The organism is Legionella sp. D16C41, from assembly GCF_048541585.1.
Lineage (GTDB): Bacteria > Pseudomonadota > Gammaproteobacteria > Legionellales > Legionellaceae > Legionella_C.
Genome location: NZ_CP183303.1, coordinates 2,248,665 through 2,265,284 on the forward strand (window position 1 = coordinate 2,248,665; position 16,620 = coordinate 2,265,284).

Below are 16,620 nucleotides of genomic sequence, written 5' to 3' on the forward strand. Positions count from 1 at the left end.
TATGAAGCTAATTAAGTTAAATAAGCTATGTTTTTCTTAAATTAAAAAATTAGATTTATAAAGAAATAATTATAAAAAGTATTTCGGCCAGAAAGAGAAAGAGCTTTAAATAATAAACATTTTATTAATATTAAAACTTTTTATTTTATATCTACTTTAAATAAGCTACGCGATATCAATTTTCTGCCCTCTAAAGCATGATTAATCGCTTGTCGCATAATATATTTTGCTATCTTTAACCGCTCTTTATTGTTTAATTCGCCCCTACCTATTGCTACGATGTCGCTGCCTAGTAGCCCTTCTTTAGCAGGAGCGAAACCTTGACCTGCGATAAAGATATAGTGTTTTTGTAGGTTAATTAATTCATATGAATAAGCTTCATGAGTATAAGAAAAAGCATAGCCACAAATTTCCAATAATCGATACTCAAAATGTCGAAGTATTGCCTCAATTTCTACCCGTTCAGTAGATTTAGCTAATGCCTGTAAAGTATATTCATAAACAGCATAAAAGGTTGGCTGAGATTCGGCATTATCTAATAAATAATAAATTAATTCATTAACGTAGAGGCCTGCAAATAAAGCAATTCCTTTAAGTAGTAAAGGAAGCGCCGTATTTTCAAGTTGTCGAATGTAACGCCATTGAGAATTTGCTTTCTGATTAAAAGATACCCATAGAGGCGTAAAAGGCTGTAGTAAGATTTGTTTAACTGGTAAACGGCCACCTTTATAAACACAAGTAATAATACCTTGTTCGTAGGAGTAAAAGATAACTTTTAGACTAGTGTCGCCTAAAGGTTGTTTATGAAGCAGCCAAGCATTTAAAGAGTTAATTGTCATAACCAAGTTGTTTTAAAAATCGCTCATTATCAGCCCAGCCAGACTTTACTTTGCACCAGCATTGCAGAAATACTTTTTTATCAAGTAATTTTTCAATATCTAAACGCGCCTTAGTAGCAATTTCTTTAAGTTTTTGTCCTTTTTCACCAATAATAATAGGCTTATGATTAGGTTTATCAATCATAATTAAAGCATGAATACGGATTAATTTTTCCTCTTCTTTAAATGATTCAATTTCTACCGTGATTGAGTAGGGAATTTCCTGCCCACAAAGACGAAATACTTTTTCGCGGATTAACTCAGCACATAAAAAACGAGTTGAGCGATCGGTAAATTGATCATCTGCAAATAAATGTGGCCCTTCTGGTAAAAAGTCTTTTACAGTTTGTTGTAATTCGTCAAGTTGAGTCCCTGTTTTAGCAGATAAAGGAACAATAGCGGCAAATTGGTGGTAGTGGCTTAATTTTTCTATCCACGGCAGAAGTTGATCTTTATCGGCAATTTTATCTACTTTATTAATAGCTAAGATACACGGAATGTCCGTTTTATTAATTAAATTTAAAACTGATTCATCTTCCTCTGTCCAATGCATACTATCAACCACAAATACAATAACATCGACATCACGCAAGACACTAGTTGCAGTCTTATTCATAAAGCGATTAATTGCCTTTTTTTGGCCATAATGAATACCTGGTGTATCTACATAGATAAATTGATAATCACCAAGCGTATGAATACCTAGAATACTATGTCTGGTGGTTTGCGGTTTACGCGAAGTAATACTTACCTTATGCTGCAAAATATGATTAAGTAAGGTTGACTTCCCTACATTAGGTTTCCCAACTAAAGCAATATAGCCACAATAACTTGTCATTTACTTCCAACTATGTTTATTTTTAAAACATTTTAACATGGATTTAAGGCTTGGTTAAGAATAAAATGTTGACTATAAAAATGAGTAAGAGATTACCTAATAGCCTCTTAAAGAGCTTGTCATTTCAGCGCAGACGGAAATCTATCTTAATACTCGTACTGAACCTATCTAGAAATAGAAATAGATTCCCGCTTAAGCGAGAATGACAAAGTTATTATTAAGTTGATCATCTCCCTTCTCACCGAAAGGCTGGCTTAAATTAAGGAGTAAATGAGCATTGGAGAAAACCTTGCAACATAGCAATCGCGTAAAATAAACAGGTTATGTAAGAAGTCTATTAAAGTTCAATTATTAACAATTATTTTTTTGCTATTCTCAAGCTCCGCTAAAATATACTCAATATATTCGCTTAAACTACATTTGCGCTGCAATAAAGGACTATAATAACGACTTAAATAAATACAAACGAAATAAAAAAGCTCTGTAAATGTGCGTTTTCTTAGGGGTAAAGAAAAATAATTATCGTCTTTTGTTAATCCCCAACCTGCATAAAATGGTAGACCATAACAACATACCTCTTTATTAAGGAGTAAACCCCAAAACCCTATTACTGAGTTAACCACATAAAGCTTGTCTACTTGGCGTATTAAAGTATAGAGGTCATAATCGCTATTGATAAAATAAATATTATTATTTTGCTTTAAGTAAGTATTTAAAGTAGCTCGATTTAAATAGGTTTTGCCTTTTTTAAGAGGGTGAGGGGCTTTTATTAAAATATCGTAATCAGGGTGAAATTGTATGGCTTGCTCAATAACTTTATTGAAGGCTATTTTTTTTATTTCATCACTATTTTCAACATATTCATCAATAAGCAATATTTTAGGCCGCCCATTCTGGGTAATAATTGCTTGCTTCACTACCGATTTTGATAGCGAGAGCAAACCATTAGCAATAAGTTTATTGATACAATTTTGAGCTTCTTCTTCTTGTGATTTCGTTAATTTAAGGTTGCTATTTAAAAAATCTCTTAAACGAGTTGGTTGATTCGTTGCATCATAAAATGCAATATCATCAACAATAATTGATGTCCACTTTTCGCCATAGCTAATTAGGCCAGGCGCAATATAAATTTTTGGTAAATGTTTTACAGCACTTGGTAATGATTGAGTCTCTTGCTGCACACTACACACTACCTCAGCCCACGGAATAAAACGACGTTTATTAAACGTAATTAAATTTTTAATATTTAACAGCTCAGTAATAGAAGAAAATTGATTTTCTTCTTTAGGAAAATAAGCGAAATCAATAGGCGGCCCTTCATCATGTAAAATTCGCTTAGTTGCTAATGATATGGGCTTTATGGGTGAGGCTATAATTTTATCAAGAAAATGAATAATACGATTAGTTGCCTGGCCATCAAAACCATTTAAAGAAAAGGATTTAATTGCCCAATTAGTTGGCTTAGGCTTAGTAAATTTTTTATCCTCTAACCAAGTATCAAGGATAGATGTAAGCTCTTCTTGCTTAAAAACACATTTAATTCCTGCCTGTTGCCAATCTTCAACAAAATCAAAGTATTTAACTGATAAAGCTCGCTTACCCATTAATAAGGCTTCAAATAACATGGTACTATTAATCGATACAATTATATCAGCATGATAAATGGCTTCTTCAGGTTCAAAACAATAGTTTGGGCTAGGTGCATCAACCAAGACGCTAGTTTCTTGCATTTGTGCAAAGAATTTTTTATCACCGATTAAATACCCCGTAGGCGGACAGCGCAATACAAATTCACAATTTTTTTGTAGGCAATAATCAATTAATTGTGTAATGATTGAACGTTGTGCATGTAGCGCTATTCTATGATTAACTTGAAAATCTAACGTTTGCGCAGCGAATAAAATAATAGCTTTGTTTTCATTAAAATTAGCACGCTTACAAAATTCATTACGCGATAATCGTGGCTGGTAATGGTAATAGCGATCTAGTTTAGGCGCGCCAACAATTTGAACACGTTCTAGTGGATAACCACGATTAGTAAAAATATCCTTTTGTAATTGTCCCCAACACAACACATAATCACATAAAGGTGTATTAATACCCGTGACAGGATGTAAATAATATTTATCACGATTAAAAAAAACTGATTCGTGGGGAATAAGAATAGTTTGAATATTTAATTGTTGACACACTCTAATGACTTGACGTTGCAACAAACCATAATCAAAAGTAAAAACCACACCAGCTATATCTGCTGCAACAGGTTGCAACCAATTTAATAAAATTCTCTCTAAGGTTTGCTGATGATATTGTGCAAAAAAAATGATTTTTTTCCGGGCTTTTATGGTTTTAGTATCAGCAAAAATAGGCAATGGTAAGATACTGAAATGAGGAGTTGCCGAGTGATTTAATTGCTCAAGTAGTTTATTAGTTAAAGCCTCTATCCAAGGCAAATAAAGATAGCACGGTTGCTGCTTACATAAGTTAATAAAATTATTCGTAGGCTTAGCGTAAATTAAGTTTATTCTGCCAATTAATTGAATTCTAATTCGTTTACTAAGATACTTTATCAATCGAGTATATGTTTTTAACAAGGGTAAGGAAACAATAAGTTTTAAAGTCTTTTGTAATAAATCACCTTCTCTCAACAACAGGCTATATTTAGTATATTTTGCACGAAAATTCAACCTTTCATCAAGATTCAAGGTACCTCCTAATCGATTACAGTCCTTTTACAATAGACGTCTAACTTACTTTATGAGTTAACGTAATACTCTTAAGCTATTTTAATATTTCAAAATTACTCAGTATAAATTTACCTTAAATCGCGGCAGCTACCTTGGCTGCTAAGGCTAATTGATAAAGAATAGAAGTCATCATTCCGGTAACTTTAATTCCATTTTCAGTCTGTTTAGGCAAGACCACAAGTTGATCGCCACCCTGTAAACCTACCTGCGCTGAACGCCAATTATTTTTAACTAGTTGAAGTTGCCCATTTTGTCGTATTAAAAGCAATTCGGATTGATTAGCGGTTTTTTGAAAACCGCCCGCTGCCTGAATGTAATCGATCAGTCGGTACTTAGGATTAACTGTCAATGAAATAGAGTTGACTACATCGCCAGTGATAATAACTACAGATGAATAAACTGGAATATTAATAACATCATTATTTTGTAATAAAATGCTGTCCCAATGCGAGCGTGGTCCTAAAACAACTTGCCCTTTAGTTTGAATTTGTTTAGCTTCTTGAACAAATTTAGTGATAAGCTCTGAACGTGCAGCTTGCATTTTAGCATCATCACCAGTTAGCGTCTCTCCAGTCATAGTTTGTCGTTGTAAACGTGCAAGATTAGCATCTAGCGCATCTTTTTGTTGTTTAGCAATCGATTCACGAAATAATTGTACGTTATCTAAGTTTGCATTAGCTGCCAGAGGCAGTTTTTTTAGAAACTGCCCTAAGGTTGTGCCTTGCCGAACCACATACTGATGTGGCCCTTTGACCTCTCCTTTAACGGTAATTAAAGTTTGCTGAATTTCTTTATCAGCTATAAAGGTAATACGATCGCCTGCCTTAATTCGTGCAGGTTTAGAAGAATGAATTGATTCATATAAAAAAGTAGGCCGCATCCCTTGATTGCGCTGAATGCGCACATAAGTTGCCGTTGGTTCAACGTTAGCTAGAGATATTAATTGGGATAAAGGAATATCTTGATCTAAAAGTTCATACTGATAGGGGCTTTTAACATTGCCTGCAACAGAAATAATATATTTTTGTGCGTTAACAAAAATAGTATCCCCTTGATGCAATTGAAACGAGTTAATATTTCCCTGTAAGAGAAAATCATATAAATCTATATGTTTTAACTGCTTGCCATGACGTAAGACCACAATGTCGCGAAAGCTCCCTTCTGTTAAATTAATACCATCGGCTGCACACAGAAAATAGATTACTGAATCAGATGATAAGCCATCATACAAACCTGGTGAATTAACAAATCCTGCTACATAGACTTGTACCGGCTGAGCTGTGACTAAATCGGCATAAATATTGACACCCTTTTTAAAACTTTTCTTCACATGCTGCTGGATAACTGCATTAATATGTTGATTTTCTACTCCCTCAACTTTAACTGGTCCTACCTCTGGAATAAAAATATTTCCTTGACTATCTACAGATATTTTTTGAGAAAATTGATAAGCTCCCCAAAGTTGTACATTAACCTCATCACCCACTGCTAAGCGATATTGGGGATTAAAAAAGCGCGCTTGATGCACGCGTTCACACTGTTTACCAAATAAATTGCGGCCAAAAATGGGAAGTTTTTGATTTAAAACATCACCGATATGAGTTGTTGTCTTTAAATGAATATTACTTTCTTCGTCATCGGCCAAATTATTGTTTTTATCATTACTTAAAGTTGAAAGATTAGTAGCTGATAAAGTCGCTGTTTGTCTGGCTTGTTCAAAGGAATATTGTTGAATTTGCTCGATTGATGCAGAACTATCTTTATTAATAATTCTCTCAGCAAAAATTAGCTTAGGTAAGAACAGAAATAAAAAAAGCTGAGTCCATGTTAGATAATGCAACTTAAATAAATATCCCTATTAAAGATTTATAAAGCTAAGTATGTGTTAAGCACAGACAAATGGGATGTTAAGAGATTTGCAGATAATCTGCAAGCAATCTTTTATAAATTCCTTGCTATTGATTAGCCAATATAGAAATAATTCGCTTTATAGCCGGATGCTAATGAAGGATAACTATGCCGAATTCACACCTTCTAAATAATAATATTTATAGGGAAATCTTGTTACAAGTACAGCCGTTGAGCCACGGTGTAGGAACTTCTTTTATAGGTTCGATTAATAGCCCACAAGCAGGCGCTGTTATTTTTGGTTATTATAATATTGATTATCGCCTACCTGGTGGCGATTACTTACGAATTATTGCCAACCATAACAAATCAATTCCGCAAATTTTACTTTTCACACATGACCCTGAAAAATTAAAAAATCTTCCTGGCAAGCGTCCTGCCTCCCTGACCGCTGATTGTATAAGGCACGTCAATGATTATTTAATTCGTTCAGATTGTTATCCTAAACCTCGTCAACAACATCAAGAAAAAAAATATTTTTTAGCTAAACAATGTCTTTATGCTTTATCCACATTACTTGAAGAGGAACGCCAACTATTAAGTCATGACTGGGCGGGACAAGAAAAGTTACGCACTAAAATTATTTCTCTTATTGAGCAATGTCGTGATCAAAATAGACTGTTAGCAAATAACCCACTTGTTTCGGAAGGTTATTTAGGAAATATACTCTATAAAGCCAAACAAAGTGCACAATATTATCAGTTTAACCGAGTTTTCCCTGTCTCAAGATTAGATCAATTAGATTTTACAGCTATAAGTAATAATGCACACGTTAATCAATCACCGTGTTTCGTTTGGGATAGTGAAATTCACATTAAGCAAGATGAAGAGGATTTAAATAATACATTACGTGTTATTTGCACTCTTTACGATTTTGAACTACCTCTTTCTCTTATTAATCTACCTACCAATAGATTTGCACGCTTAAGTGCCTTTTTTCATAAAATTTATCAAGAAAGTAAACATTTAACTAACCATTTGGCTAAAAAAACTCAACCTGTTCATGAGAAACAAACATGGACCCGCAGTGATGGGTTGACATTGACAACCATTAAACCTAATTACCGTTTTGTAGGCATAAATCAAAAAGGCTACCCCACGTTAGGAGAATTAATTAAGCAAGTTACTAAGCTAGACAAACCAGGTGATATAACTCAATCTATAAAAGACGCTTATGATATTTTAACTACCCAATCAAATGGCAGTTGGGTCAATATACCTGAAAAAAAGCAAGCTATTATTCGCATTAATAATAGCTATACCATTTTGCATTATTTTAAAGAAAAAGACTTATTTTATCCTAAACCAAGTGGGGAAGATTTATTTAAATTAAGTCAATTAACGAAGAGCCATCTCTTTTTACCCGATAAGATTAATTTGCAATTAAAAGCTTTTCTCTCTCGAGTTCCACAATTTTTTAAATATATTTTTCAGAACTTATATTTATTTTTGCGGCGAGATTTATATCAGGATTTTACAAAGTATATTCATGACGAACACATTACTACACAGCCAGAACGGCCGGTGCTTGAAAAACCAATTTTTTTAAAATCAATTACTGAGATTATGATTGGTCATGGTTTGTTACAAAATGGTCAATCTTTAGAAGAATTTATTCAACACCATATTACCACACACCATTATATCATTGTTAAAGAAGAACATATTCCTAACTTAACATTCTATACCAATCCTTTTCATAAAATCTTAAATGTGGCACGTCATTTTGGCATGTTCTTTATTAATAAAAGTGAGGAAAATCCTTTAATAGGAACCTTAGCCATGCTTGCCTACCTTTATGGTGGCGGCGCTATAATCGCTCCTGAAGCTTTAAAAGCCCTGCTAGTTAAACTACATTTAAAAGGTTTAATTGCCGGTATTGAGCCAACCCAAAAACTAGGCCGCTGGATGAATCATGGTACGCTTTCTGAAGCAATTTCAGCAGCAGTGATCTATTGGCAAAGCATAATTACCGCTGGGGATTTAGATCAATTTTTCATTCAAGCCATTCATACCCTACGTGATAATCCTGCTGAAATTGCAATTATCTTAGCACTCGCCATGGGCTTAGGTTATGGTTTGTGTAAAGCTATTCCTGTCTTGCAAAAAGAAATGGGGCCGCATCCTGAGCTTAATTATTTAGCTCTAGGGGCTAAAGGTGGCGCCGCTATTTATGATACCGTCATGCATCCAGGCGATGACTGGCTATTAGGTAGTATTAAATGGTTTTTTAAAGGGCTAGCAACGATTGGTAAAATTCTTTTTAGCCCATTTATAGAAGCTCATTATTACGGTTATCAAGGATTTTTAATTGGTAGTAAAAAAAGTGGCCGTTTAGCTGTCTTATTTTTAAAACAAGCGGGTGTTGCCATATTAGATCTATTGCTGTCTATAGCAACTATTCCTTTGTTAGAAATAGGCTCTCTATTAATTCATGTTCCCTTCCGTGGGATAACCAATCTTTTAAGCCGTACATTAGGATTGTTGGGCTCTATTGAATCTATTGCTCAGACTTTTATTGCTTTTGCTAAACGCAAAACAAGCTCAAACTATTTGACAGGTTTTCGCATAACCCCTCTCTATGGTTACACCAATCCTCTAGCCACATACAGTAATAATAAGTACTTAAATCTTTTATTAAATAGCTTTTGGATAATTTCACTACCTATAATACAAACCATAAAGAATTTTATTTGTTTACCTTTAATAGATAGTTTAACTCTTCTTATACGTCTAGCCTTAACTGTTTTTAATCCCCTTAGTCGAGGCTTATTTTATTGTGTAGGATTAAGTCTTTTAGCTATTGGCTCAGTTTGGGATGATACAATAGGCCCGCTATGTCGGTTAGGCGCCAATACCATTACATCAAGTAGTAATTGGCTTGAAAGACAATTTGGCTACCTTAAGCAATTTTTACTAGCCAAAATTCAAGTCTGTCGCCAATATTTATATCATCAAGCTTTTCATAAAGAAGATGAAAAAAATTTTCAACTATTTAAAAATAGTGATTATTTTCTGGAAAAACCTATTCGTCTAGATCAACTTGAGCATGCAGCATCCGGTAATAGTTACCGCTTTCTTAATCTACTTCTAAACACCATTTCTGCTGAATCAAGCTTGCCTAAATCTTCTAATTTAGAAGGAACTCAGCAAGCTGCTTTATTTACGAAACAAAAAGAGTCGCAGAAACAAACATTTACCTTAAACGACAATCGATTAAGCATTTAATTTAAAATTAATTTACTTTTATCACTTGCAGTATGGATAACAAGAGCCTAATGTTATTTATTACCGGATTAATTTTTAAATAGTTTAGATAAAAAAAGATGTTATTATGAAGAAAGAAGTGGTTTAGTGCCTAGTTTAATAGTCCTAATTCAGATAGGCAAAGCCAAAATTGATATATTTGTGCTCAATAAGGCTTTTATAAGAACAGCAATTTAGGTATAATTAAAATAGATAAAAAGTGAGTTTTGTTATGAACATTAAATTAATGCCTCTTCTTGCTAACTCCTTAATAAACAGGCTTAAAGGTAGAGCAGAAGATTCTCAACACATAGATCTGGATGATTTAAATTTATCATCCTCGGCTGATGTGTCTGATATATCTGCTAGTTCCAAAAAGCTTATAGCAGCAGCATTAATTGAAGAGTTTGAGCGCGAATTAGGCCAATTTGGCTTAAAAACTGCAGAAGATGTAGAAAAATTTTTAGAAAAGACTCCCGCGGGCGAACGAGTTCGTGAATATATAATAGAAGAATTTATTAAAAAGATTGAGGAACAAAAGCAATTAAAACAAGAAATTATGGAAGAAGAGTTCTTTCGTAATCGCCTAATAGCTTACCTACTCATGAAGCTTGCTCGTGCAGAAGATAGAGAAGAATACATAAAAAGAATTAACGATTATGTGCAAGAGCAAATTGAGAAAATTTTACATCATCAAGATGCACAGAAACTTCTTAAACCTGAAGAAAAAGAAGAATTGACTGGTTTACTAGAAGTAACTGAAAAACTTGAAAAAGAAGTGCAAGATGAATTAAATGACAAATTTGCTGAAAAAGACAAAATCCAGCAAGAATTTATCAAGATTAATGAATATGAAGAAACTATTGAAAAACGCTATACGGCGCTTAATTCCGGTGTCGATAAACTTGATAAGGTAGACACCGACTTAGCAAAACTTCAAGATGAAGAAAAAATTAAAACGGAGATTAATAATCAAATTGAAGACATTAAGGCAAAATTAGATGCGCAAGTTCAAGAGATAGATGCTTTAGTAGCTGATGGTAAAGATAAACAGGCAATGGATTTGTTACATCATCATAATAATCTCCATTTGCAAGCAGCCGGATTAAAAGACATGCTTGCTGTTTATAGTGGTGAAAAGAAATATTATGATGAAAATGATGAGGAAGTAAGTTCCTTTAAAGATGCAGCTTATGTTCACAAACCTGATCAAAAAATCATTGTGCATGATGGCAAATCTTATTTAGTTAATAACGGCGTTAATGATATTAATAAACTATCTGATAAAGAGAGACGTGAAGCTCATGCAAAGTATCAAGACTCGGTAGCTATTAAGAACCTTGTTAAAAGTAATCAAAAAGCTGAAAGAGAATTTCATGGTAAAAGATTACAAAATAATACTGAAAGAAGTCACAGCATTGATCAAGAAATTACTCAATTAAAGAACAAACTCGAACACCTACAAGCGACTAAAGCTAGTATTCAAGCAGAGCTTAAAAAACCTAATCATGATTTAGGTAAAGCACAACGAATGGAAAATTCAAGGCCTACTATCTCTAGTGGTTCTCCACTTCAGTTACAAAGCTTTTTGGTAAGAGCACTAGATAGAGAGCTACGGGCTGAACAAGCGCAACAAGCCCGAGCGCAAACTGTTACTACCCCACAAAATATTTCTACACCTAAAGTATTTTAGCTGGTAACATTTATCTGTTAAGCCAAGGCCGAACCTTAAAAGCAAACATACTTGCTTTGAATTTTTAAACAATTAATAATTGTAGCCTTAATGTATTTGTAATTAAGGCACTCCTTTTCAAAATTGTCCTAATTAGCCAGCGCAGTTTTGCTGAAAAATTTACCTACTTACTCTAATTAATCTCTACATTTACTCCTGGAGCTATTAACTGACTAAGTTTTACTATGTCCCAATTGGTTAAGCGAATACAACCATGACTAGTTGATCGCCCAATAGTTTCAGACTCGTTAGTACCATGAATTCCAATACCTTTTTTGTTTAAACTCATCCATACTACGCCCACAGGATTATTAGCACCAGGCGGAAGATTATAATAGTTGGCACTACGCTTACCTTTTAACAGCATTTCTTTGTCATATCTAAACCAGGGAAGATAAATAATACTCTTAATTTTCCATGTTCCTTTAGGAGCAGGTAACTCTTTAGATCCTGGCGTTATAGGAAAAAAAGCAATAATTTTATTATTATCTAAAACCAGGAGAATTTTTGCTTGCGTATTTATTTTAATAACTCTATTTTTTAATGATTGATTACTTTTATAAAGTACTTTTTGGGTGAGATTCTCAATAAGAAAAGGTGTAACATTGGGAACTCTTAATTTATCATTTACTTTTAAAGTATTGAGGTTAGTATTTGGATTTAGCTTCTTTAAAAAATTTCTATCAGTATGAAATCGCTCAGCAATAAATTCAGCAAAATTTGCGTAAAGTAATTTTTTCTGTTTGGCCTGCATGCTTATTTTTTCAGGAACAGAGCCTATATAGTTTTTATCACCAATTTTTATTGTATAGAAAGTATATGGTGAAGATGGCACTATTGCCTGAAGCAGTTTAGAGGTACAACAGTAGGACGATTTTTGGCTAAATTTATTCTGATTATCATCTTTTAAGCTGAAATTAGATTCATTAGAAAAAAAGAGTGGATTAAGCCGCAAAAAAGTATAAGGTGTAGGGGATATTACTTCTTCTAGGGGGTTAGATAATTTATAATATTGCAGTGCTTGTTGAAAAAACTTACCATTTTTTCCATCGATCTTGCCTGGACTAAAATTTTTTTCATCTAAAAAAATTTGTTGTTGTATTAGTTTATCTTTAGTATGTTCAAAAGCTTGCGCATACCCATTTAAGCAGTAGAAAAAAACTCCAAGAAGAAGGGCAGACTTTCTCATAAATATAACTTCTACTTAAAATATAAATATAGCATACTGAATAATAGTAAGTTTAATTTTTAAACAGCCTCTTTCCCGTAAAACCTAAAAGAAGACAAAATAATTAAGGTTTAAACCATTACCAATAATCTATGCATAAGATACTTGCTAAGAAGCGTTAAGTCTTCTACCATAAGTGCATTGCTGTTTGTTTATGAAGGGTATAATGACTGATAAATTATTTAACACACAAACAATTATTGTCACATTGGATGTAGATGCCTTACTTTTCAATAGGCTTCAACAGGTAGCCCAAGCCGGCTTTTCAGCTGTTGAAATTAATACACATGATGAGACATTACTTAAATCTATTTTGCAGCAATTCCCAAAGTTACGAATTGGAGCTTCCAATATTACGGATACTCAGCAATTGGAAAATTGTTATCAAGCTGGTGTACACTTTGCCTCTAGTCCTGGTTTTTTACCTGCTATAGCACAAACAGCCGCTATTTATTCAATAAATTATTTACCAGGCGTTGCGACTATTTCTGAGGCTATGCAAGTTATGGCGCTAGGGTATCATCAAGTTCGCCCCTACCCTTCTACTTTATCATTTTGCGCTTTATTAAATAAATGCTTACCTATGCTACGTTTATTTCCCACTGAAGTAGAATGGGATGAAGCTGAGCATTATTTATCTCTACCCTCAGTTGATGCAGTGAGTATTTTAAATCCAGAAGTAACTCAATTAAGCACGCTGTCTACAGCTATTTTTGCTTAAATCAATTAATAAGAAGAACGCGCCAATACAAATGGCGCTATCTGCAATATTAAATACTGGCCAGTAGAAATTCTTATAGTAGACTTGAATAAAATCAACAACATACCCAACGATCGCTCGGTCGTAAAGATTTCCGATTGCACCGCCTAAAATTAAGCTAATTCCTACTAACTGTAACTTTAAGTGCTTAGGCGTTCGTAAAAGCCATACTAAAAGAATAGCACTCATTAATAAACTAAAGAGTGCAAATAACCATCGTTGCCAGCCACCAGCATTACTTAGAAAACTGAAAGCAGCACCCGTATTATAAGCTAAGGTAAAATTGAGCATTGGCATTAGCGGCTCTGGCTGATAAGGCATTAATTGTGTAGCAGCCCAAAACTTAGTGAGCTGATCAATAATAACTACTATTAAGCTTAAAAATAACCAGGGCCATTTTCTCATGCGAAATATCTAACCTCATCTTTGTTAGTTATATTGTTTGTACAACGACCACATAAATCAGGATACTCTGGATTTAAACCAATGTCATCTACTCGATGCCAACAACGCGCACATTTTTCATAGGCACTTGCTTTAACCTCAATCGCTAAATCAAAATTAGAGTTTAGAGTAAGTTCAGTTGGCTTACTCTCTAGTGGTTTAACCTGAGCTGCAGAGGTAATTAATAAAAAGCGTAACTCCTCACCTAACTTAGCTAATTTTGACGCTAACTCCGGTCCTGCATATAAAGTAACTTCAGCAGCCAAAGCAGAGCCAATGACACCTTGTTGACGCTTAGCTTCAAGTGCTTTATTAACTTCATCGCGCACAGCTTGTAACAGTTGCCAAAAGTTCATATCAATATCTTTAAGCTCAGGCCAAGCAGTATACCAAGTTTGTAAAAAAACAGATTCACTAGCACTTTGCGGAATAAATTGCCATATTTCTTCAGCCGTAAATGATAAGATAGGTGCAAGCCAACGAACAAGAGCCTGAATAATATGATACATCGCTGTTTGGCAAGAACGACGCGCAAAACTATTTTTAGGTGTTGTATATTGCCTATCTTTAATCACATCTAAATAGAAGCTACCCATATCAACCGCACAAAAGTTATGAATTTTTTGATAAATAACATGAAAATTATACTGCTGATAAGCTGCTAAAATTTCGTCTTGTAATAGTTGTGTCCGTTTTATTGCCCATCTATCCAAAGCAACTAATTGCTCTTCTGATAGCAAATGAATTTCAGGTTCAAAATCAACTAAGTTTGCTAGTAGAAATCGCGCTGTATTGCGAATACGTCGATAAGCATCACTGGTTCTTTTAATAATTTCTTCAGAGATGCTCACTTCATTGCGATAATCAGTTGATGAAACCCATAATCGTAGCACGTCAGCACCATATTGATTAATGAGTTTATCTAAAGAAACATAATTACCTTTCGATTTGGAAAGCTTTTTACCTTCCGCGTCTACTGTATATCCATGAGTCAATACTGTTTTATAGGGCGCTTGATCATACATAGCAACCGCTGTCGTTAAAGAAGAATTAAACCATCCGCGATGCTGATCAGAGCCTTCAAAGTATACATCAGCTGGAAAGCCTAATGTCGTATCTTGCATTAGCACACTATAATGAGAAACACCTGAATCGAACCAAACATCTAGCGTATCATTTAGCTTATCATATTCTTTTGCATCTTCACCGATAAGCTCTTCTGCTTGTAATGCAAACCAAGCCTCAATTCCCTCTTCTTCAACTCGCTTTGCCACTTGCTCAATTAATTCAAGCGTATTTGGATGTAGCTGTCGGGTTACTTTATGTACAAATAAGGGAATAGGGGTACCCCAAGCTCTTTGCCTAGATATACACCAATCAGGGCGGTTCTCAACCATATTACTAATACGAGGTTTACCCCACTCTGGAACCCAATTAACCTTATCAATCTCTTTTACAATCATCTGTCTTAAATTATTTTTATCCATAGAGATAAACCACTGCGGGGTAGCTAAAAAGATCATTGGGGTTTTATGGCGCCAGCAGTGTGGGTAACTATGTAAAATTGATTCTTTATGGAGCAACACATTATTTTCAGCAAGTAACTCTATTATTTTTTCATTGGCTTTTAATACTGGCATACCGGCAAAATATTGCACTGTATCGTTATAACAACCATTACCTAAAACAGGGTTAATTAATGGTAAATTAAAAATTTGACCAACTGTGTAATCCTCGACGCCATGAGCCGGCGCTGTATGAACGCACCCGGTACCTGAATCAGTCGTTACATGTTCGCCGGTAATAATAGGCACAAGCCGTTGATAAAAAGGGTGTTTTAATAGTATTTTAATAAAACTTTCGCCTGGCAACTTACCACAAACTTTATAGTCAGCAAGCTTATAACGATTCATAACTTGCTCAACTAAATCTTCAACAATTAAAAAATAATTTTCGCCAGCATCAATTAAATTGTAATTTAATTTAGGGTTTAAGGTAACTGCTTCGTTCGCTGGCAAAGTCCAGGGCGTGGTGGTCCAAATAGGAACAATTACAGGCTTAACTGATAAATCTTGTGCAAATAAACTAATAATATCGTTAGGTTCCTTTGCATAAAAAGCAACATCTATAGAAGGCGAAGTTTTATCTTCATAATCAACTTCTGCTTCTGCTAGGGCAGATCCACAATCAATACACCAGTGGACGGGCTTAAATCCCTGCTGTAAATGACCATTTTCAATTATTTTACCAAGCGAGCGAATAATTCCAGCTTCATAGTTATAATTGTAAGTTGCATAAGGATTTTCCCAGTCGCCAAAAACACCTAATCGTTTAAATTCTTCACGTTGTATATTAATTTGACTTGCAGCATATTCACGACATTTTAAACGAAACTCTTTAGCATCTACCTTTACGCCTGCTTTACCTATTTTTTTCTCAACATTTAACTCAATTGGTAAACCATGGCAGTCCCAACCAGGAACAAAAGGTGCATCAAAGCCACTCATTGTTTTTGCTTTAACAATAATATCCTTTAAAATTTTATTTAACGCGTGGCCGCAATGCAGATGGCCATTGGCATAGGGTGGCCCATCATGAAGGATAAAACGCTTGTCTTGAGCGCGTGCTTCTCTAATTTTTTGATATAGATCAGTTGAGTACCATGTTTCTAAAACTTGTGGCTCACGGTGAGCAAGATTGGCTTTCATTGGAAAAGCGGTATAAGGTAAATTTAAGGTATCTTTATAATCTGCCATTCTATTGTTACTCTATACAAATTAAAACTGAATATTATTTATACGTAATAGATCGCCTAATGGTATAAACTTAAGAATTTTAT

10 protein-coding genes are annotated in these 16,620 nt (G+C 34.2%); 3 read left to right on the forward strand and 7 right to left on the reverse strand.

The annotated features are described in order from the left end of the window. Nucleotides 1–140 precede the first annotated feature (140 nt). From recO to ACNVED_RS09795, 4 genes are all read right to left on the reverse strand, one after another. The gene (gene recO / locus ACNVED_RS09780) at nt 141–839 is read right to left on the reverse strand and encodes a DNA repair protein RecO (protein ID WP_419418839.1); all 699 of its coding nucleotides are present in this window, start codon (nt 837–839) and stop codon (nt 141–143) included. Continuing rightward, complete coding sequence (era, locus tag ACNVED_RS09785) at nt 829–1,716, reverse strand: GTPase Era (RefSeq protein ID WP_419418840.1); 888 nt, start codon at nt 1,714–1,716, stop codon at nt 829–831. Before era ends, recO begins: the two co-directional genes overlap by 11 nt. A gap of 344 nt (nt 1,717–2,060) precedes the next feature. After that, on the reverse strand, nt 2,061–4,421 hold the full coding sequence (locus ACNVED_RS09790; protein ID WP_419418841.1) for a hypothetical protein: 2,361 nt from the start codon (nt 4,419–4,421) through the stop codon (nt 2,061–2,063). 115 nt (nt 4,422–4,536) lie between these two features. Then, entirely contained in the window at nt 4,537–6,303 is a 1,767-nt protein-coding gene (locus ACNVED_RS09795; RefSeq protein ID WP_419418842.1) for a polysaccharide biosynthesis/export family protein, read from the reverse strand. 176 nt (nt 6,304–6,479) lie between these two features. On the opposite strand from ACNVED_RS09795, the gene ACNVED_RS09800 reads away from it, so the two are divergent. Continuing rightward, complete coding sequence (locus ACNVED_RS09800) at nt 6,480–9,599, forward strand: hypothetical protein (RefSeq protein ID WP_419418843.1); 3,120 nt, start codon at nt 6,480–6,482, stop codon at nt 9,597–9,599. 250 nt (nt 9,600–9,849) lie between these two features. Further along, on the forward strand, nt 9,850–11,310 hold the full coding sequence (locus ACNVED_RS09805; protein WP_419418844.1) for a hypothetical protein: 1,461 nt from the start codon (nt 9,850–9,852) through the stop codon (nt 11,308–11,310). Between the two features lie 172 nt (nt 11,311–11,482). On the opposite strand, the gene ACNVED_RS09810 is transcribed toward ACNVED_RS09805, so the two are convergent. Beyond that, on the reverse strand, nt 11,483–12,538 hold the full coding sequence (locus tag ACNVED_RS09810; RefSeq protein WP_419418845.1) for a L,D-transpeptidase: 1,056 nt from the start codon (nt 12,536–12,538) through the stop codon (nt 11,483–11,485). A 202-nt stretch (nt 12,539–12,740) separates the two neighbouring features. On the opposite strand from ACNVED_RS09810, the gene ACNVED_RS09815 reads away from it, so the two are divergent. Continuing rightward, nucleotides 12,741–13,298, forward strand: a complete 558-nt coding sequence (locus ACNVED_RS09815) for a multidrug DMT transporter permease (protein ID WP_419421168.1) — start codon at nt 12,741–12,743, stop codon at nt 13,296–13,298. On the opposite strand, the gene lspA is transcribed toward ACNVED_RS09815, so the two are convergent. Continuing rightward, nucleotides 13,266–13,742: a signal peptidase II gene (gene lspA / locus ACNVED_RS09820; RefSeq protein ID WP_419418846.1), complete on the reverse strand. Its 477-nt coding sequence runs from the start codon at nt 13,740–13,742 to the stop codon at nt 13,266–13,268. The genes ACNVED_RS09815 and lspA overlap by 33 nt on opposite strands. Beyond that, entirely contained in the window at nt 13,739–16,537 is a 2,799-nt protein-coding gene (gene ileS / locus ACNVED_RS09825) for an isoleucine--tRNA ligase (RefSeq protein ID WP_419418847.1), read from the reverse strand. The genes lspA and ileS overlap by 4 nt, the downstream gene beginning before the upstream one ends. Nucleotides 16,538–16,620 lie beyond the last annotated feature (83 nt).